The 18,496-nt window shown below is 63.5% G+C and carries 17 protein-coding genes; 5 read left to right on the top strand and 12 right to left on the bottom strand.

Features of this window, described 5'->3' with window-relative positions; translation table 11 throughout:
- Positions 1-4: 4 nt before the first annotated feature.
- The gene (locus V1279_RS00420; protein WP_334431475.1) at positions 5-328 is read right to left on the bottom strand and encodes a 2Fe-2S iron-sulfur cluster-binding protein; all 324 of its coding nucleotides are present in this window, start codon (positions 326-328) and stop codon (positions 5-7) included.
- Between the two features lie 10 nt (positions 329-338).
- Positions 339-1,574: a cytochrome P450 gene (locus tag V1279_RS00415; RefSeq protein ID WP_334431474.1), complete on the bottom strand. Its 1,236-nt coding sequence runs from the start codon at positions 1,572-1,574 to the stop codon at positions 339-341.
- An 80-nt stretch (positions 1,575-1,654) separates the two neighbouring features.
- On the opposite strand from V1279_RS00415, the gene V1279_RS00410 reads away from it, so the two are divergent.
- Complete coding sequence (locus tag V1279_RS00410; protein WP_334431473.1) at positions 1,655-2,185, top strand: MarR family winged helix-turn-helix transcriptional regulator; 531 nt, start codon at positions 1,655-1,657, stop codon at positions 2,183-2,185.
- Between the two features lie 260 nt (positions 2,186-2,445).
- Here V1279_RS00410 and V1279_RS00405 read toward each other — a convergent pair whose 3' ends face one another.
- Entirely contained in the window at positions 2,446-3,645 is a 1,200-nt protein-coding gene (locus V1279_RS00405) for an ABC transporter substrate-binding protein (RefSeq protein ID WP_334446116.1), read from the bottom strand.
- Positions 3,646-3,779: 134 nt separating this feature from the next.
- Between V1279_RS00405 and V1279_RS00400 the strand changes: the two genes are divergently transcribed.
- Both V1279_RS00400 and V1279_RS00395 read left to right on the top strand, forming a co-directional pair.
- Entirely contained in the window at positions 3,780-4,289 is a 510-nt protein-coding gene (locus V1279_RS00400) for a MarR family winged helix-turn-helix transcriptional regulator (RefSeq protein ID WP_334431472.1), read from the top strand.
- Between the two features lie 431 nt (positions 4,290-4,720).
- On the top strand, positions 4,721-5,434 hold the full coding sequence (locus V1279_RS00395) for a hypothetical protein (RefSeq protein WP_334431471.1): 714 nt from the start codon (positions 4,721-4,723) through the stop codon (positions 5,432-5,434).
- A gap of 2 nt (positions 5,435-5,436) precedes the next feature.
- Here the strand turns inward: V1279_RS00395 and V1279_RS00390 are convergent, their stop codons facing one another.
- Entirely contained in the window at positions 5,437-7,287 is a 1,851-nt protein-coding gene (locus V1279_RS00390) for a feruloyl-CoA synthase (RefSeq protein WP_334431470.1), read from the bottom strand.
- A gap of 208 nt (positions 7,288-7,495) precedes the next feature.
- On the opposite strand from V1279_RS00390, the gene V1279_RS00385 reads away from it, so the two are divergent.
- Together V1279_RS00385 and atzF are read left to right on the top strand one after the other, a co-directional pair.
- Entirely contained in the window at positions 7,496-7,975 is a 480-nt protein-coding gene (locus V1279_RS00385; protein ID WP_334446115.1) for a MarR family winged helix-turn-helix transcriptional regulator, read from the top strand.
- A 209-nt stretch (positions 7,976-8,184) separates the two neighbouring features.
- Positions 8,185-9,993 (top strand): allophanate hydrolase, encoded by a 1,809-nt coding sequence (gene atzF / locus V1279_RS00380; RefSeq protein ID WP_334431469.1) that lies wholly within the window; start codon positions 8,185-8,187, stop codon positions 9,991-9,993.
- Between the two features lie 132 nt (positions 9,994-10,125).
- Here the strand turns inward: atzF and V1279_RS00375 are convergent, their stop codons facing one another.
- The 8 genes from V1279_RS00375 to V1279_RS00340 all read right to left on the bottom strand — a co-directional run bounded on the left by V1279_RS00375 (position 10,126) and on the right by V1279_RS00340 (position 18,341).
- A complete protein-coding gene (locus tag V1279_RS00375; protein WP_334431468.1) occupies positions 10,126-10,860 on the bottom strand; it encodes a GntR family transcriptional regulator in 735 nt (244 codons plus the stop codon).
- A complete protein-coding gene (gene hpxZ / locus V1279_RS00370) occupies positions 10,857-11,255 on the bottom strand; it encodes an oxalurate catabolism protein HpxZ (RefSeq protein WP_334431467.1) in 399 nt (132 codons plus the stop codon). The genes V1279_RS00375 and hpxZ overlap by 4 nt, the downstream gene beginning before the upstream one ends.
- 2 nt (positions 11,256-11,257) lie before the next feature.
- Complete coding sequence (locus V1279_RS00365) at positions 11,258-12,655, bottom strand: AtzE family amidohydrolase (RefSeq protein WP_334431466.1); 1,398 nt, start codon at positions 12,653-12,655, stop codon at positions 11,258-11,260.
- Complete coding sequence (locus V1279_RS00360) at positions 12,652-12,843, bottom strand: DUF4089 domain-containing protein (protein WP_334431465.1); 192 nt, start codon at positions 12,841-12,843, stop codon at positions 12,652-12,654. Before V1279_RS00360 ends, V1279_RS00365 begins: the two co-directional genes overlap by 4 nt.
- 19 nt (positions 12,844-12,862) lie before the next feature.
- Positions 12,863-14,653, bottom strand: a complete 1,791-nt coding sequence (locus V1279_RS00355) for an ABC transporter ATP-binding protein (protein WP_334431464.1) — start codon at positions 14,651-14,653, stop codon at positions 12,863-12,865.
- Between the two features lie 133 nt (positions 14,654-14,786).
- On the bottom strand, positions 14,787-15,686 hold the full coding sequence (locus V1279_RS00350) for an ABC transporter permease (protein WP_334431463.1): 900 nt from the start codon (positions 15,684-15,686) through the stop codon (positions 14,787-14,789).
- A gap of 9 nt (positions 15,687-15,695) precedes the next feature.
- Positions 15,696-16,709, bottom strand: coding sequence for an ABC transporter permease (locus V1279_RS00345; protein ID WP_334431462.1), 1,014 nt, complete (start codon positions 16,707-16,709; stop codon positions 15,696-15,698).
- Between the two features lie 12 nt (positions 16,710-16,721).
- Complete coding sequence (locus V1279_RS00340) at positions 16,722-18,341, bottom strand: ABC transporter substrate-binding protein (RefSeq protein WP_334431461.1); 1,620 nt, start codon at positions 18,339-18,341, stop codon at positions 16,722-16,724.
- Positions 18,342-18,496 lie beyond the last annotated feature (155 nt).

Genomic DNA, 18,496 nt, shown 5'->3' with positions numbered 1-18,496 from the left:
GTCGTCACAATTGCCGGTCCGGCAGGCTGAGGACCAAACCGTCGAGATCGGCTGCGAACTCGATCTGGCAGGATAGGCGGCTGTTGGCCCGCCGTTCAGCGGCGGCGCCGTCCAGCAGCGCGTCCTCATCGCCGCCCATGGCCGGCAGACGGGCGAGCCAGTCCTCGTCGACATAGACATGGCAGGTGGCGCACATGGCGTTGCCGCCGCATTCGGCGAGAATTCCATTGATGTCCTGCCGCGTCGCCGCCTGCATCGCGCTTTCGCCCACGCTCACCTCGATGGGCTGCCGGCTTCCGTCGGAATGGATGAAGGTGATGCTTGGCATTTGCGGTCCGTCAGGCCGGAGAGATGGTGATGGGGAGACTTTCGAGGCCGCGCAGTGTGTTGTTGTAGCGGCGCTTCACCGGGCCGGTGATCTCGATTGAACCAACCTTGCGTGCGATCGCCGCCAGCATCACCTCGCCTTCCACGCGCGCCAGAAGCTGGCCGACGCACATATGGATGCCCGAGCCAAAACCGACATGGCCGGAGGTGCGGCGGGTCACGTCGTAGCTGTCAGGATTCTCCCAGCGGCGCGGATCGCGGTTGGCGGCGCCAAGGAACATCAGAACCTTCTCGCCTTCACCGATGCGATGGCCCGCGAGTTCAACTTCCCGCGTCGTGGTGCGGAAGAAGGTCTGCACCGGGCTTTCGTAGCGGATCGCCTCCTCGAACGCATTGCGCGCCAAGGTCGGATCGCTGCGCAGCCGCGCGAGCTGATCGGGGAAGCGCGCCAGGCAATAGACCGCGGCGCCGATGCCGTTGACGGTGGTGTCGAGGCCTGCCGAAAGCAGCGAGCGCACCAATAGCGGCGCCTCTTCCGCCGTGATGTCACCCGCATCGGCGCGGGCATGGACACAGGCGCCAAAACCGCCGGGCGCGAGATTTTCGCGCTGGCATTGCGCGGCAACATAGGCCTGGTGCGGCGCCGAGCGATCGATCGCCTCCTGGCGCAACTGGTTCGGCGGCCCGAAGGAGTTGAACACCAGGCTCGCATAGGGCAGCAAGTTCTCCCGCCCTTCCTGCTTCAAGCCCATCGCATCGGGAAACACCGAGAGCGGATAGGCTTCCGCGAGATCAGCAACCGCGTCGAAACTGCCGCGCGCCAGCAACTCGTCGACCTTGGCGGCGGCCATCGCCGTGAAATGTTCGCGGACCCCTTTCATCGCAGTCGGCGACAGCACGTTGCTCAGCACGGCGCGCGTCCTGGTGTGCGCCGGCGGATCCGCCTCGAGGATGATGCTTTGCGGACGCCACGGCTTTTCCTTGGCGAAATCGCTCAGACCCACGCCGCGGCTCGAACAGAACGTCAGGGGATCGTTGAGAACGGCATGCACTTCGGCATAGCGCGCGACGCCGTAGACGCCCCATTTGCCGAGCCATACCAGCGGCCCAGCCTCGCGAAGGACTTGGTGGATCGGGTGCGGATCCTCGAAAAACTCGGTCGAGAACGGATCCTCGTCCAGGTTTGGTACGCCGGCCGGCGCGCCCTGCGCCGAGGTTGCATGGTCTATCCGGGAGGTCGCGCTCATGTGGGTCTCCTGCATAATGTTCTTGCAGAGCGGTGCACGCTGTCTCTATGTCTGGAACGCTGGAGCAGTTTCGGAAGAGCATGAACAGGAACAGACAGGCGCGCGCCCCCCGCGCGGGCGCGGCAGGCAGGAGCGGACGGGCCGAACAGGTGCTCGACCTCGACCGTTACGTTCCGGCGCTCATCACCTTCATTGCCAATAAATTGTCGCGCAGCGCGACGGTGGTCTATCAGAAGCGCTTTGGGGTCAACGTCACGGAATGGCGGATCCTGTCGCTGCTTGCGATCGAGCCGGAAATTTCGGCGGCCCGCATCTGCCACGTGATCGGTTTCGACAAGGGACCGGTCAGCCGGACCTTGGCAGGAATGGAGGAGCGCGGGCTGGTCAGCATCAGGGCCGACCGGCAGGACGGGCGCACCCATTCGATCTCGCTGACCGCGAAGGGATTTACCACCCACGACCAGGTCATCGCGGTCGCGCTCGAACGCGAACGCCGCCTGCTGTCCTGCCTGAGCAAGCCGGAACGCGAGACCCTGATTGGGCTGCTGCTGCGGGTACACGGCAATCTCGACGCCGTGAAAGGCGCGGGCGAAGTCGACGACCGGGACTGAGCGGAACGCGCTGGCCGCGCCGCGCTGAATGACGCCGCCGCCATCGCGCTGCGTACGCCGTACCGCACTGTGTCGTGACGAGCCGACACGCCCGAACATCCGTTTCTCCCTGCGCGGCCCGGCAATCTCTGTGCTCTGCGATCGGCCGTCTTGCGACAACACGCACGCTCGCACAAATTAGTTGCCTTGGCAACATATACCGCATGCCTCGATAGCCGCTTTGGAGGGCGGCCGGTTCCCGCCGACCGCCCTCAGTCAGTTCATTTCTTGACCAGCGGGCAGTTGCCCTCGCTCTCGGGACGAAACGCCTGATCTCCCGGGATCGTTGCAACGACCTTCAACAGGTCCCATTTCGACGAGGATTCTTCCGGCTTCTTGACCTCGAGCAGATAGAACGGGTGAATCTTGCGCCCGTCGCTGCGGATGGTTCCCTTGCCGAACAGCGGATCGTCGGTCGGCATCGCCTTCATCGCTGACACCACGGCCTTGCCGTCGACGGCGCCGCCTGTCTTGTCGACGGCCTTCAGATAATGCAGCACGGCGGCATAAACGCCGGCCTGCATGTCGTTCGGATAATTCTTCTGCGGATGGCGTTCGGCGAACCGCTTGGCGAAGGCGCGCGTGCCATCGTTCAAATCCCAGTAGAACGGATTCATGATCTGCGCGCCCTGCGCGGCCTTCAGGCCGAGCGCGGGAATGCCGTTCATGCCGAGGATCAACCCGACCAGCTTCTGCTTCCGGGTCAATCCAAATTCCGCCGCCTGCTTGATCGAGGTGATGGTGTCATCGCCGGCATTCGCCACGCCGACGATATCGGCGCCCGAGGCCTGCGCCTGCAGCAGGAACGAGGCGTAGTCAGCCGTGCCGAGCGGGTGCCGCACGGCGCCGAGCACTTCGCCGCCGGACGCCTTGACGCCCTCGGCGGCCTGCTTCTCCAGATCATGGCCGAAGGCGTAATCGGCGGTCAGGAAGAACCATTTCTTGCCTCCCTGTGCCACCACGGCTTTGCCGAGGCCGCGGCCATAGGCATAGGTGTCGTAGGTCCAGTGCACGGTATTCGGCGTGCATTTCTCGCCGGTGAGAAGCGCCGTGCCGGCGCCCGAGCCGATGAAGACCTTGTTCTTCTGTTCGCTCATGTTGGCGACCGCGAGCGCGATCGCGGAATTCGGCAGATCGAAGATGGCGTCGATGTTTTCGGTGTCGTACCAGCGCCGCGCGATGCCGACGCCTGTGTCGGTCTTGTTCTGGTGATCGGCGGTAATGACGTCGACGGGCTTGCCGGCGGCCTTGCCGCCGTAATCTTCCACCGCCATTTGCGCTGAAATGACCGAGCCTACGCCCTGATAGGTCGAAAACACGCCCGACTGGTCGTTAAGCACGCCGATCCGGACGCGGTCCTGGGCTTGAGCTTGGCCTTGGGCGCTACTGGCGAATATGCCGCCGAGCGCGGCAACGAGCATTGCTGTGCGAAAAAACTGTCGCATCGTTCCCTCCTGGATGGAAAAGGCGGCCTTCGGGACCACTTCGAAATTGCTTATAACTTATAAGCATTTTGAGGATTGTCAATTCATGTGATGGCGTGCGAGCTATTGCCATGGGAAGAATCGCCAAAGTTTCGACGCGCAAGGGCAACGGGGCAACCAGACCGGCCGAGGCGGATCGGGAGCTGGACCTCACCGCGCTCCAGCAGACCCCGGGATTCATGATCCGGATCCTGCAGTTGCAGAATTTCGAGGCGTTTTATCCCTATTTCGAAGCGCTAAAACTTTCGCCGCTCGAATACGCCATCCTCGTCACCGTCCGCGACAACAAGACGGTGACGCAGAGCGAGCTTGCCGCCGTGCTGAAAATGCAATTGCCCAATTTGGTGAAGATCCTGTCGCGGATGGAGGAGACCGGCATTCTCAAGCGCAAGCGGTCCGTGCGGGACCGGCGGGCGGTCGAACTCAGCCTCAGCGCGGCGGGCGAGAGGCGCGCCGACGAGGCCAGCCGGCTCGGCGAGCGTTTCAACGCGCAGACGCTTTCCGCGCTCAGCAAGCCCGAACAGGCCGCCTTTCTCCAGATGCTGGTGCGGCTGGTCGAAGCGCACAAGAACGGATTTTGAGGCGCAGGCAGGTCTCAGCCGGCGAAGCCGATCCATTCGGCCGACGCATCATCGTCCAGCGTTGCCACCGCGCCCGCGCGCGAACGACGGCTGCTGCCCACCTATAGAAGGACGGCAAATTCTGATCGACCTACTACGCGCGGCTGCCCGAGAATCTCGGCGCCGTGACTGGACAAGCAGCTGCGCTGAGCCCCGGTCGCCGTCTCTCGCATCCGTATTCACCCACACGGCGCGGCAGTGAGCTGCCCTATCGATGAGCTGCGCGATGCACGGAAGATTCAAAGAGTAGTTTCCGCTACAACAAAGTTGGAATATCGTCACGACTGTAACGAGTCTCTTCCCGGCACCCGGCGGCGCCATTCACCTGCCTTAGCGGTCGAGGGAAACAGCTTTGTTGTTTATTCTCGGTCCAAGTAAAAGAGATATTTTCAATGCTCCGCCTACCTAAGCTCATTGGGGCCGGATTGACTGCCGCTGTGATCGTTCCGGTCGTCGGCAGTTTTTTTTCGGAATGGGCCAAAGAAAAGGGGTTCTATGAACGTCCAAGCGCAAAGTTCGAGAGCGCTGTGGATTGGATCATCAGTCTTGGCGCAAACCCAAATTATCTAATTTTTGTTGGGTTCATGTGCGGAGTGGCCGTTGGGTTTTGCTTCAATTGGATTAGGCGAAAAGACCAGCGCGGAGCGGCGACCACAAGCAACGCGAAAGAAAACGAGAGCGAAATTGAATATGCGCATGGTCTTGCACTGGAGCGAGTGCAGCCAAGTTTGGATTTACGAAACACACAAAACACCCTCGAGACTCGGCTAGTCTTGAGAAATGCCTCGGGCGCTCCGGTGAAATTCTTAATTGAGAGATTTGACGTCGTAATGTTTGGTAACGTCGTCAAATCCCATGGAATGACTGCCATCATTCCCAAAGATGGCGAGGTTACTTTATTCCCAGGTTCAGGTTTTTCTAAGAAGCAGTATGCAGCGTTTGACAGCAGGGGAATCGGTAGTGTGGAATACTCAATTGTATATGGGCACCCTAACAAACCGCCTAGTAGGCGTACTTATAAGCTGATGAGTTTGGACCTGTTCAAAGCTAAACAGAGTTTCAATCTCAACTGGATAATCCAAAATGAGAGCGATGAACCCATTTAGGTTCAGCCGGCGCAGCCGATCCATTCGGCCGACGAATCGTCGTCCAGCGTTGCCACCGCGCCCGCGCGCCGTGTCAGCACCGCGCGCTGGTTGATGTAGCCCTTGTCGGTGATCTCGCCGCCGTCGACCGAGGCCGGCTCCGCCAGCAGCAATGCACGCGTGGCGTGACCGGACGAGTGGCCGCTCTGCGCCTTCAGTCTTGCAAGGCCCAGCGCGACCGCACTGCGGACCTTGTCATGGCCAATCACGTCGTTCGCGTCGGCGCTGTCGGGCAGACCGGCATGCGCCCGGCAGGCCGCGATGTTCGGAAACACGAGAAAACGGACCTCGTCGCCGTCATGGCCGGTGACGACGATGTCCTGCGCCAGCGGTGCCAGCGCGGCGATGCCCGCGACACGCAGGGTACCGACACTGACCCAGGTGCCAGAATTGAGCTTGAAGTCTTCGGCGACGCGGCCGTCGAAGAACAGCCCTAGTTCGGGATGCGTCGGATCGGCAAAGGTCACGGCATCGCCGATCAGATAGAAACCTTCATCGTCGAACGCCTGCGCGGTCAATTCCGGCGCCTTCCAGTAGCCGGGCGTAACGTTCGGGCCGCGCACACGCACCTCCAGCTTGTCGCCCGACGGCACCAGCTTCAACTCGGTCCCCGGGATCGGCACGCCGATATTGCCGGAGCGTTTAGCCTGGAAATGGCAGTCCGTCGCCAAAGGCGACGTCTCGGTCGAGCCCCAGGCCGACACCATCGGCATCGCGCGGCCGACGGTCTTGATCGAGAGCTCTTCCAGCGCATCCCAGAGATTTTGCGGTAGCGCAGCGCCGGCGTAGAACGCGAACTTCACTTCGCCGAAGAATTTCTGCCGCAACTCGTCATCGCCGCGCAGCGCTGCGATCAGCATATCAAAACCGCGCGGCACGTTGAAATAGACCGTCGGCATCACGCTGCGCAGATTGGCGAGCGACGTCGCAAACAGCCCGGGCGCCGGCTTTCCGCCGTCGACATAGAGCGTGCCGCCGTTGCGCAGCACCAGATTGAAATTGTGGTTGGCGCCGAAGGTGTGGCTCCACGGCAGCCAGTCGAGGATTACGAGCTTCTCGCCGATATCTCCGAGGAACGTCCAGGTCTGCGCCTTGGCCTGCTGGCTCGAAGTCAGCATGCGCTGGGTGTTGATGACGGCCTTTGGCGTGCCGGTCGAGCCTGACGTGAACAGGAATTTTGCGATCGTATCGGGCGTGATCGCGCCAAATGCCTTTTCGACATCAGGCGTTTCCGGCGTGGCCGCGATGTTGCGAAACGAGATGGCGTCGGTGTCCCCGGCGCTGCCGCTGACGATCGCGGCCGAATGCAACGGCTGGATCGCCGCCAGCGCCGCCGCGAATGGTTTTGTGGCGGAAACATAGATCGCGCCGGGCCCGAGCAGTTCGACCATGCTCCTGAGCTTGTCGAAGTCTTTCGACATCAGCGAATAGGCCGGCGAGATGGCGGCCGATGGCACGCCCACGTGCTGGGCCGCGAGCGCGAACAGCGCATGCTCGACGCTGTTGTCGGACAGGATCACCAGCGGCCGCTCTGCGCTCAGGGCTTGTGCGAGTATCCACGCGGCGCTCGCGCGCACCTGCTTCAACGCGGCCTTGTAGGTGACGGTTGACCACGGCGCATCAGCGGCGGCGCGATCCGCAAGAAAGATCCGGTCCGGCGCCTGCCGCGCCCAATGCTCCAGCCAGTCGCCGATGCAACGCGTACCCGGCTGTAGCGGCACGGTCGACTTCACCAAAATGCTGCCGTCGGCGCGGCGGTCGGCGACAATCGCGGGCGTCGCGAACAGGTCACCGCTGGTGGCGGCGATGGTCATGGGTTTCCTCCTCACCCGAACCGTTCGGGATTGCCGTGCGTCGTGCCGGCCTGCAGCTCAAAGGGCTGCTTGGCCCTAATGTTGAGCACAACAATTGTTGTCGTCAACAACAATCTTCCCCTTGGGCCCGCGACGCGTTAGAAGGAACACGACGACGGAGAGCATCCACGTGTCGAACCGGGCAGCCAAATCGCGAGCAGAGACGCCGGTGCCTCGCGGCCGGAGGCGGACCGTCAACGGCGGTTCGCGCCCCGATGCCGGCGATCTCGACATCGGCCTCGATGCGCTGGCGGGCCACGCCGGTTATGCGGTGCGGCGCTTCCAGATCTGGATTTTTCAGGATTTCATCCGCACGCTGGCCGCCGTCGACATCCGCCCGACGCAGTATTCGGTGATGACCGTGATCGGCGCCAACCCGGGGCTGAGCCAGATGGCGGTGGCCAAGCGGCTCGGGATCGAGCGCGCCAGGCTGGTGCATCTGTTGGACAGTCTCGAACAGCGGGAACTGGTCAGCCGCCTCAGGTCGGCCACCGACCGGCGCTCCCACGCCTTGCACCTGACCGCGCGCGGCAGGACCGCGCTGGCACAGTTCAGGCGGCTCGCCGCCGAACATGAGCGCCATGTGGCCGATAAAATCGGCAAGGAAAACCGGGAGCGGCTTCTGCAAATCCTTTCCGCGTTCACCTGATCGCAGCCGTCGCCTCGCCATGGGTCTTTTCGCCTAAATTTTATGCAATCGCTCGGCCGCGCCAGGCCCGCAGAGCGGGCACGCTCGCATCCTAAATACCTGATACTACGAACCTATCTTTCATGGTCGCCTCCATCCAACCATTGTACACAATGGCACATCGCTTGCTTCATTCCCGGTAACCTTCGCTCGCTGGAGTTTTGCCCGCCATGGGGTCTGATGCGCCTGAAACCGTTGCCGCCATCGTCGCCGCGCATCGCGCCGCGACCATGACCCCAGCGCAAACGATAGCGCGCAGCTATCAGCGCATCCGCGCCCATAACGATCCCGCCGTATTCATCAGCCTGCGCGACGAGAAGGACGCACTGGCGGACGCCGAAGCGCTCGCCTCGAAGGACGCGGCGTCGCTTCCCCTGTACGGCGTGCCGGTTGCCATCAAGGACAATATCGACGCGCAGGGCATGACGACCACGGCGGCCTGCCCGGCATTCTCCTATTCGCCCGCGCAGGATTCGACGGCGGTTGCAAAGCTGCGGGCGGCCGGCGCCATCATCATCGGCAAGACCAATCTCGACCAGTTCGCGACCGGCCTGGTCGGGGTCCGCTCGCCCTACGGCATCCCCGTCAATCCGATCCGCGCTGATTTGATTCCGGGCGGATCGAGCTCGGGATCGGCGGTCGCGGTTTCCGCCGGCCTGGTGCCGCTGGCACTCGGCACCGACACCGCGGGTTCAGGCCGCGTGCCGGCGATGCTCAACAACATCGTCGGGCTGAAGCCGAGCCTCGGGCTGATCTCCAACGCCGGGCTGGTGCCGGCGTGCCGGACGCTGGACTGCATTTCGGTGTTCTCGCTCACCGTCGACGACGCGATGACCGCGCTGGCGGCGATGGCGGGACCCGATCGCGCCGATCCGTTCTCGCGCGACCGGCCGCTGGAGAAGATGTCCGCCTTTCCCGAAAAACTCCGGCTCGGCGTGCCGCGCAACGGCCAATTGATCTTCTTCGGCGACCGCGCCGCGGAGAAGGCCTATGGCGAGGCGCGTGAACGCTGGACAGCGCTTGGCGCTACGCTGGTCGAATTCGATCTGGAGCCGTTTTATGAGACCGCGCGGCTGCTCTACGAGGGCCCGTGGGTCGCCGAACGTTATCTTGTCATCCGCGACCTGCTGGCATCCTCACCGGATTCGATCCATCCGGTGACGCGCGAGATTACGGCCGCCGGCGCGCGGCTGACCGCAGCCGACACATTCGCCTCGCTCTATCGGCTGCAGGCACTGCGCCGCGTCGCCGAGCGCAGCTTCGCCAATTTCGACGCGATGGTGCTGCCGACGGCGCCGACCGCCTATTCGACCGCGCAGGTGCTGGCCAATCCGATCGAGTTCAACTCCAGGCTCGGCACCTATACCAATTTTGTCAATCTGCTCGATCTCTGCGGCCTCGCATTGCCGGCCGCGATGCGCGCCGACGGCGTCCCGTTCGGCATCACGCTGCTGGCGCCTGCGGGCCGCGACGCAGCGCTCGCCAGCATTGGCCGGGTGTTTCACGCCGATACCAAACTGAAGATGGGAGCCAAGGGCCTGACGCAGCCCGTGCTCGCTCCGTTACCGGCAGCGGTCGTCGGCGACGAAATCGCCATCGCCGTGGTCGGCGCGCATCTCTCCGGCATGGCGCTCAACGGCGAACTGCAGACGCTCGGCGGACGCCTGATCGAGGCGACAACGACCGCGCCGGACTACAAGCTCTATGCGCTCGACACCACGCCGCCGAAGCCCGGCATGCTGCGCGTGGACGCCGGCGCGGGACATTCGATCGAGCTGGAGCTATGGGCATTGTCGGCGGCAGCGTTCGGCAATTTCGTCGCCGCGATCCCGCCGCCGCTCGGGATCGGCACGATACGGCTGGAAGATGGGCGCGGCGTGAAGGGTTTTGTCGTCGAACTCGTGGCGATCGAAGGCGCTCGTGATATTTCGGCTTACGGCGGCTGGCGCGCGTTCATGGCGGAAAAGGCGGGGGTGTGAGCCTCCACCGTGTCCCGGACGCGATGCGGCACGAAGTGACGCTTCGCAGAGCCGGGACCCATCTCTGGGCCCCGGCTCAGCAGCGCATCACTTCGTGCTGCGCTGCGTCCGGGGAACGCAAGGCGAGAATTCCTACAGCGACACCGCGTAGAGCTCATATTCCCCGCGCACCAGTTCGATATGCGCGCGCATCGCAGCCGCAGCACCCGCCTTGTCGCCGCGCATGATCGCTACCACGACGCGGTCGTGTTCGGCGTGCGATTTCGCCAGCCGCCCGAGATTGCGGAACTGGGCGCGGCGGAACGGCTGCACCCGCACCCGCGTCGCCAGTGTCATCTCGGCGATGTAGCCGTTCTGCGAGCCGGCATAGATCGCGTTGTGAAAGCGCTCGTTGACTTCGTGAAAGCGCTCGGGATTGCCGGCATGGCTCAGGACCCGCAATTCCTCATGGATCGCTTCCAGCTTCTGGCGATCGGCCGGCGGCATACGTTCGGCGGCCAGCCCGGCGCACAGCGCTTCCAGTTCCGCCATCGCCTCGAACATTTCGGTCAAGCGGTCGAGCGAAGGCTGCGCCACCACGGCGCCGCGATGGGCGCGGGCTTCGACCAGACCGCTCGCCACCAGTTGCCGCAGCGCTTCGCGGACCGGCGTGCGCGACACCGAAAACCGCCGCGCGATATCGGTCTCGTCGAGCGCCGAACCGGGCGGCAGCACGCCACGCACGATCTCGTCGGCAAGCTGCAGCCGCAGTTCCTCCGCGCGCGTGACCTTGTCGTGTGGCGCCGACGGGCGATCGACGCGGCGAACCACCGTCCCGGATTCTGCGCCGGACTGCGCTGCGCGGGCGGCAGGATCATCCAGGCTCATGTCGCTTGATCCTTCAGCTCATCGATGATGCTGACGTGCGCGGCGACGATCTTCCACCCTTCCGGAAACCGTATCCAGGTCTGCATCTGCCGCCCTACCCGGCCCGGTGCGCCATCGCGATAGAACAGCGTCGAGGCGACAGCAGTATCCCGCCCATAGGTCGTGATCACGGTCCTGTCGGTCCGACGCATCAGCCCGACCGGCGAGCGCCCGGCGCGGAACGCCATGATCGCATCATAGCCGTAGAGATTTTCACCAATGCCATAGCGCAGCGTGCGGGGATCGTTGCGGAACAGTTCGTCGAGCACGGCCACGTCGTTCGACACCAGCGCCTTTTCATAGCGCGCGAATTGCGCGGTCACTTCGGCCAGCACGTCGGGAAGATCGATCTCCATCGCTACAATCCTCTCGGCGGCGGCGCGGCCGCGACACCCATCCGCTCCAGCGCTTGCGCAACCCGCAACGCGATATCCTCCCGCCACGGTGCTGCGATGATCTGCACGCCGATCGGCATCGGCTCCAGCGGCACCGGCACCGCAACCACGGGCAGGCCGATGAACGAAATCGGCTGGGTGTGGATGCCGATATTGGCGCGCACCGGCAGTTCGACGCCATCGAGCACGAAATTCATCTGACCCAGCTTGGGCGCGGTGCAGGGCGTGGCCGGTGCGATAATCACGTCGACCGACCTGAACAGCTCCAGCACCTTTGCGCGATACCAGCGGCGGAATTTTTGGGCGCGATCGACCAGCGGCGCCGGAACCATGGCGCCGGCGATCAGGCGGTCGCGCACCGCCGGATCGAAATCGTTCGGACGCTTGCGCAGGCGATCGAGATGCAGCGAAGCGCCCTCGGTCGTTGTGATCACGTAAGCCGCGGCGCGGGCGCGGGCGGCCTCGGGAATTTCGATCGTTGTGGTGGCATCGAGCGCTTTCGCGACACGCGACACGGCCTCGACCGCTTCGGGAAAGACGTTCTTCTGGAAATAGCCGCCGGCCACAGCAACCCGCAGGCCGGAGATACCTTGCGCCAGCAGCGGCGTCACCGGCTCAACCGGTCGCGTGGTGCACGCGGCGTCATCGGCATCAGGCCCCTGCATGGCGTCATAGGCCAGCGCGAGATCGCCGACATTGCGCGCGAACGGGCCGAGATGATCAAGGCTTGCGACAAAGGGAAACGATCGCGCGCGCGACAGCCGGCCGTAGGTCGGCTTCAGTCCAAAGATGCCGCAGAATGACGACGGCACCCGGATCGATCCGTTGGTGTCGGATCCCAACGCGATCGGAACCAGCGCACCGCCGACCGCGCTGCCCGAGCCGCCGGAGGAGCCGCCGGTCATCCGCGTCGGATCATGCGGATTGCGCGACGGGCCGTCGTGCACATTCTCGCCCGTAAAATCGTAGGCGTATTCGCCCATGTTGAGCGCGCCGACCAGCACGGCGCCAGCCGCCTCCATGCGCTCGATCAGCGTGGCGTCGCGCGGCGACGGAGCGAGATCGCGGTTGATCTTCGATCCGGCGCGGGTGGAAAGGCCTTCTACGTCGAAGAGGTTCTTCACTGCGAACGGCACACCGGCGAGCGGTCCCACCTTCTGTCCCGTGGCGATCACGGCGTCGACCGCGCGGGCTTTTGCACGCGCGCGTTCGGCGGTGACGTCGGTGAAAGAGTTTAGCACGGGATCGTGTTTGGCGATCCGCGCCAGGGCGGCTTCAGTCGCAGCGAGCGCAGAAAGCTTGCGGTCAGCTACGGCCTGCGCGATTTGCTGTGCTGACAACTCGTCGGTGTTCACGGTCATGGCACTGTCAGGCTGTAGACACTGGCCGGCTCGGTTTCGTCCGGCAGCGGGAATTCATCGACCAGCCGCGCCAGCCTCAGCGACACTTCGAGGTTCGCCCGCACCGCGGGACGCCAGGCTTCCTCGACCGGCAGCGCCAGCGCCTTGGCGACGGCATCGATGTAATTGTCCAGGGGTTCGGCAGCCATTTCGTTCCCACTCAAGTTTCTAGTGAACCGGCAACGGCGGATGCGGGATCGCCGTCAGCAATTCCTTTGTATAGGCATCCTGCGGATCGCCGAGCACCCGCTCGGATAAACCTTGCTCGACGATTCGTCCCGCACGCATCACGATGACACGGTCGCACAGCAAACGCACCACATTCAGATCATGCGACACGAACAAATAGCTCATACCCATCGATTGCTTGAGATCCTGCAGCAGATTGAGCACGACGGCCTGAACAGAGACGTCGAGCGCCGCCGTCGGCTCATCGAGGATCACGAGTTTGGGATGCAGCGCAATCGCGCGTGCGATGCCGACGCGGGCCTTCTGGCCGCCGGATAATTGGTGCGGAAAGCGATCGAGCAGGTTGACGGGCAGGCCGACCAGGCCGGCAAGCTTCTCGCAACGGGCGCGCAGCGCGTCGCGTCCCCTGATGTCGCCGAGCTGCATGATCGGGTCGGCGATGGCGCGTGCAGCGGTGAAACGCGGGTTGAGGCTGTCGGTCGGGTCCTGGAACACCATCTGGATGCTCTTGCGCAGCGGCAGCCGCGCAAACGCTTGCGGCAGAATCGCGCCGATCTCCTCGCCATCGAACAGGATGCGGCCGGAAGTCTGGTCCAACAAACGCATCACCATCATCGACGTCGTCGACTTGCCGCAGCCGGATTCACCGACGAGGCCAACGCTTTCACCGTGACCGACGGTGAAACTGATGCCATCGACCGCGCGGAACACTTCCGCCTCGACCGGCGGCTTGCGGGAGAACAGTTTTGACAGCACCGCGGTCGCGCCCTGGCGTGGATATTCCTTGACGAGCTTTTCGACGAGGAGGAGCGGCTTTGAATCTTCGTCACCCCCGGGCTTGACCCGGGGGGCCATCGCCTTTGAAGAGTCTTGCAAAGAGAGATGGATGGCCGGGTCAAGCCCGGGGGTGACGGAAGGAGAGCGGGGCGGGATTGAAGCAAGAGCCTCCTCCTCCGGCAACAAATCCCGAAGCGACACGCCAACCCTCGGCGTCGCGCGCATCAGCTTTCTTGTATAGGCGTGCTCGGGCTTCGCAAAAATATCCGCCGACTTCGCCGTCTCCACCACCCGGCCCTTCTCCATGACGACCACGCGATCGCAATAGGCGGCGGCAAGGCCGAGATCATGCGTGATCAGGATGGTCGACATATTCCGGCGCTTGGTGAGTTCGACGATCAGGTCCATCACCGCCTTCTGCGTGGTGACGTCAAGCCCGGTGGTCGGCTCGTCGGCGATCAGAAGCTGCGGATTGCAGGCCAGCGCCAGCGCGATCACGACGCGCTGGCACATGCCCCCCGAAAGTTCGAACGGATAGGCGTGATAGCGCTCGCGGGGTCGGGCGATCTTGACCTGCTCCAGCGCCTCGATCGCCTTCTCGCCGCGGTCGCTGGCCGCGCTCTGCACGTGCTGGCGCAACACGTCCTCGATCTGGTCGCCCACTTTTCGGATCGGATTGAGGGCGGCGCGCGGATTCTGGAAAATCATCGAGATTTCGCGGCCGCGCAAATCGCGCATCTGGTTTTCGGTCGCGGCCTTGACGTCGATGCCGGAAAACACCACCGAGCCCTCGGCGATCCGGCCGGCGCGGTCGAGGATCCGCATCACGGCATATGAAGTCACCGACTTGCCGGAGCCGGATTCGCCGACGATGCCGAGCGTCTCGCCCTTGGTCACGGAGATGTTGACGTGCTGCACGGCTTTCACGATGCCGCGCCGGGTAGAGAATTCGACGGTGAGGTCATGGACGTCGAGCAAGGGCTGCGCGGTCATCGATGCCTCCCAACTCTCAGATCGTCATGCGCGGGCTTGACCCGCGCATCCATCAAAGAGTCAAACCTGCGCTTCGCGCGATGGATTGCCGGGTCAAGCCCGGCAATGACGAGGATGTGAAACGCCGCGCCCATCACGTCCTCCGCTGCGGATCGACGATGTCGCGCAGGCCGTCGCCGAGCAGATTGAAGCAGAACACCGCGATCATCAGCGCCAGCCCCGGGAACAGCGCGATCCACCATTCGCCCGAAACCATGAAGCCCGCGCCTTCCGCGACCATGATGCCCCATTCCGCCGTCGGGGGCCGCACGCCGAGCCCGATGAAGGAAAGCCCGGCGGCGTTGAGGATCGCATAGCCCATGGTCAGCGACATCTGCACGATCATGATCGGCATAATGTTGGGCAGGATGTGCACCAGCAGAATCCGCATCTCGCCATTGCCCGACAGCCGCGCCGCCTGCACGAAACCCGCATTGCGGCGCACATTCGCCTCGGCGCGCGCGACGCGGGCATAGAGCGGAAAGTTCACGATCGCGGTGGCGATGATGATGTTCTGCACGGTATTGCCAAGCGCCGCGACGATGCCCATCGCCAGCACGAACAGCGGAAACGCCATGATGGTGTCGGCGATGCGGCCGACGAAGCGGTCGGTCCAGCCGCCGAAATAGCCGGCGGCGATGCCGGCAAGTCCGCCCATCAGAAACACCAGCGCTACGGAGGCGACCGCGATGAAGGTATCGAGCCTTGTGGCGACGACGACGCGGCTGAAGATGTCGCGGCCCAATTGATCGGTGCCGAACCAGTGCGCCGCCGATGGCGGCTTCAGCGCCGCGGCGGTATCGCTGGCAAGCGGATCGTAGGGCACGATGTAGGGGCCGAAGATCGCGGCGAACAGGATGACAACCAGGAGGCCGAAGGCAAACGCGGTGACGCGGTTCTCGCCGAGCACGTAGCGGGTGTGCTCAAACATCGCAGTCAGGCCCGAGGTACGCGCGGGTACGATGGGTTCAACGGCAGGCGCAACGCTACTCATGTTCCAACCTCACCCTTCAAGCCGGACGCGCGGATCGATCACGCCATAGAGAATGTCGATGACCAGGTTGAGCAGCACGTACATGACCGCCATGGTCAGCACGAAGCCCTGCACCGGGGCGAAATCCGACGAGATCAGCGCTTCGACGGCGTAGGAGCCGATGCCCGGCCAGGCGAAAACTTTTTCGACCAGCACGTTGGCGCCCAGCAGGAACGAGAACACCATGCTGAGCGTGGTGATGACCGGCAGCATGGCGTTGCGAAACGCGTAGGTAACGATCACGGTTGACGGCGACAGCCCGCTGGCGCGCGCGGTGCGGACGAAGTCGGATGCCAGCACCGCCAGCATCGAGGCCCGCGTCATGCGCGCGATCGGCGCCAGCGAAAAGATCGCCAGCGTCCCCGCCGGGAGGATCAACTGGCTCAGCGCCGAACGAAACGTTTCGAGATCGCGCGCGATCAGGGCGTCGATCAGGTAAAGACCGGTCACGGTGGGTGGCGCGCTGTAGAACACGTCGAGCCGGCCGAGCGGCGCCGGCGACCAGCCGAGCCTGAAATAGAAGACATAGACCAGCACCAGCCCGGTGAAGAACACCGGCAGCGACACGCCGGCGGTCGTGGTGATGCGACAGAGATGGTCGATCCAGGAGCCCGGCCGCGTCGCGGCCAGTACGCCGAGCGGGATCGCGATCATGACCGAAACGACGAGGCCGAGCAGCGTCAGTTCGGCGGACGCCGGCAGGCGGTTGCGGATTTCGGTCGCGACCGGCTGGCCCGTGGTCAGCGAATTGCCGAAATCGCCATGGGCGAGATCGTTGGTGTAGCGGAAGAACTGCTCGATCAGCGGCTTGTCGAGGCCGAGTTTCTTGCGGATCTGCTCGATGGCTTCCTTGCCCGCCGCGGGCCCGGCGAAATAGGCGGCCGGGTCGCCCGGTAGCGCGCGCGTCAGGAGGAACGTGACGATCACGACGCCGATCAGCGACGGGATCGCAAACATCAGCCGCTTGCCGATCATGGTCAGCATGGTGCTCGCCTCTTATGCCTTCACGAGCGCACGATAATCCAGCCTTCGGTGGAACCAGTATTGATAGCCCGAGACATTCTTCTGCATCGCGACGTTGACGTAGGGCTGATACAGCGGAATGCGCGGGATGTCCTTGAAGGCGAGATCGACAAAGCCCTTTACGTCGGTGTCGTATTTGCTGGTGTTGCCGACCGCCGCCGCGTCGACGGCGCCGTGGATGAATTCGTCCATCGCCTTCGACTGGTAGCTCATGGTGTTGAAGATCGAATTCTTGCCGTCGTAACACCAGATGAAGAAGTACTCGGGATAATCGAGCCAGCCGGAGAACACGTTGGTGTAGAGCGGCAGCACCTTCTTGTTGAGTTCGGTGCGCCAGTTGGCGCCGGGAATCTTGTTGATGGTGGTCTTGATGCCGATTTGCGCAAGGCTCTCCTGCACCAGCACGCAGAGCGGTTCGTTGACGCCGGCGAAGCCGAGGTCGAACGACAGCGTGGTCTCGAAACCGTTGGGATGGCCGGCCTCCGCCAGCAATGCCTTGGCCCTGGCGATATCGGTGACGTATTTGGTCGGCTGCGGCCACGCCACCTCGGTCGCCTTGTTGGCAGCGGCGCCGAACATCGGCTTTGCGAGGCCGAACAGCACCGCATCCATGATCTTCTGGTAGGGGATCGCACAGGCTACCGCCTCGCGAACCTTGGGGTTGTCGAACGGCGGTATCTTGACGTTCATGCCGATATACTGGACGCCGTTGGAATAGGGCACCGAGACGATGTTGAGCTTGCCGCTGTCCTTCAGCTCGACGAAATCCTTGTTCGGCAGATCGTAGGAGATATCGGCGTCGCCGCGTTCCAGCAGTGCGCGGCGGTTGCCGGCCTGCGGCACCATGCGCCAGATCACGCGCTTGACCTTCGGTAAGGGACCGCCGACCCACGCGTCGTTGCGCTCCATGATGACTTCAGTGCCGGCGGTCCACTTCGTCACCTTGTATGCGCCGGAGCCCGCGGTCTGCTGCTTGGTATATTCGAGACCCCACGGATCCTTCTCGGTGGCGCTCTTCTTCACCAGTTCGGAATTGACAATGCACGGCACGATGACCGCGAGATCGGGCAGAGTCAGGCGATCTTTCTTGGCGAAATCGACCCGCACCGTGTTGTCGTCGACAACGACGAACTGCTCGGTCTTGGTCAGGGAGCCCGCGCCCATCTGGAACGTCGGAAAACCGCCGACGCTCACCGCGCGATCGAGCGACCACTTGACGTCCTTGGCCGTGACCAGCGCGCCGTCGTGGAATTTCGCGTTCTTCTTCAGCTTGAAGGTGACCGACATGTCGCCGACCTTCATGTCCTCGGCGAGCTCAGGCTTGAACTTGTCGCGGTCGTAATACGGCACCCCGCCCGGACCGCTCTTCATCTCGTGGCTGATCAGGCGGTCGTAGCAATTCCACGACACCTCGTAGCCGGGCACGTTGGTGCCGACGCCGTGAATGTCGAGATTGTTGGGGCCGCTTTCCGAGACGATCAGCAGCGTCTCCGACCGCGCATCAGCCTTGGCCGCGGACCAGATCGCCGGCGCCGGCACCATCGCGCCCGCGGCAACTCCGGTGACGGATTTCAGGAAATCGCGACGCTTCATGGGTGATGCTCCAAACGCCTGAGGGAAAGCGGCTTTGGAACTGGAATCGCAAGGTTTGTGCCAACCGTTAAAGGAAAGCTTACTTTTACGCCAACTCATTGATGCTACTAGCGAATGCATCCGAAGCGAATGATGTCCGGGGATGCGGCACCTTG

It is taken from the genome of Bradyrhizobium sp. AZCC 1610 (genome assembly GCF_036924515.1).
Taxonomy (GTDB): domain Bacteria; phylum Pseudomonadota; class Alphaproteobacteria; order Rhizobiales; family Xanthobacteraceae; genus Bradyrhizobium.
The sequence above is the reverse complement of the archived record's forward strand: the minus strand, read 5'-3'. Positions and strand labels throughout refer to the sequence as shown.

Bases quoted from the DNA above. Each gene is read 5' to 3' on its own strand.
- V1279_RS00355 (WP_334431464.1), bottom strand. From the start codon at position 14,653: ATGACCGCGCAGCCCTTGCTCGACGTCCATGACCTCACCGTCGAATTC.
- V1279_RS00400 (WP_334431472.1), top strand. From the start codon at position 3,780: ATGGGAAGAATCGCCAAAGTTTCGACGCGCAAGGGCAACGGGGCAACC.
- V1279_RS00365 (WP_334431466.1), bottom strand. From the start codon at position 12,655: ATGACCGTGAACACCGACGAGTTGTCAGCACAGCAAATCGCGCAGGCC.
- V1279_RS00415 (WP_334431474.1), bottom strand. From the start codon at position 1,574: ATGAGCGCGACCTCCCGGATAGACCATGCAACCTCGGCGCAGGGCGCG.
- hpxZ (WP_334431467.1), bottom strand. From the start codon at position 11,255: ATGGAGATCGATCTTCCCGACGTGCTGGCCGAAGTGACCGCGCAATTC.
- V1279_RS00345 (WP_334431462.1), bottom strand. From the start codon at position 16,709: ATGCTGACCATGATCGGCAAGCGGCTGATGTTTGCGATCCCGTCGCTG.
- V1279_RS00375 (WP_334431468.1), bottom strand. From the start codon at position 10,860: ATGAGCCTGGATGATCCTGCCGCCCGCGCAGCGCAGTCCGGCGCAGAA.
- atzF (WP_334431469.1), top strand. From the start codon at position 8,185: ATGGGGTCTGATGCGCCTGAAACCGTTGCCGCCATCGTCGCCGCGCAT.
- V1279_RS00420 (WP_334431475.1), bottom strand. From the start codon at position 328: ATGCCAAGCATCACCTTCATCCATTCCGACGGAAGCCGGCAGCCCATC.
- V1279_RS00410 (WP_334431473.1), top strand. From the start codon at position 1,655: ATGAACAGGAACAGACAGGCGCGCGCCCCCCGCGCGGGCGCGGCAGGC.
- V1279_RS00340 (WP_334431461.1), bottom strand. From the start codon at position 18,341: ATGAAGCGTCGCGATTTCCTGAAATCCGTCACCGGAGTTGCCGCGGGC.
- V1279_RS00405 (WP_334446116.1), bottom strand. From the start codon at position 3,645: ATGCTCGTTGCCGCGCTCGGCGGCATATTCGCCAGTAGCGCCCAAGGC.
- V1279_RS00390 (WP_334431470.1), bottom strand. From the start codon at position 7,287: ATGACCATCGCCGCCACCAGCGGTGACCTGTTCGCGACGCCCGCGATT.
- V1279_RS00350 (WP_334431463.1), bottom strand. From the start codon at position 15,686: ATGAGTAGCGTTGCGCCTGCCGTTGAACCCATCGTACCCGCGCGTACC.
- V1279_RS00395 (WP_334431471.1), top strand. From the start codon at position 4,721: ATGCTCCGCCTACCTAAGCTCATTGGGGCCGGATTGACTGCCGCTGTG.
- V1279_RS00360 (WP_334431465.1), bottom strand. From the start codon at position 12,843: ATGGCTGCCGAACCCCTGGACAATTACATCGATGCCGTCGCCAAGGCG.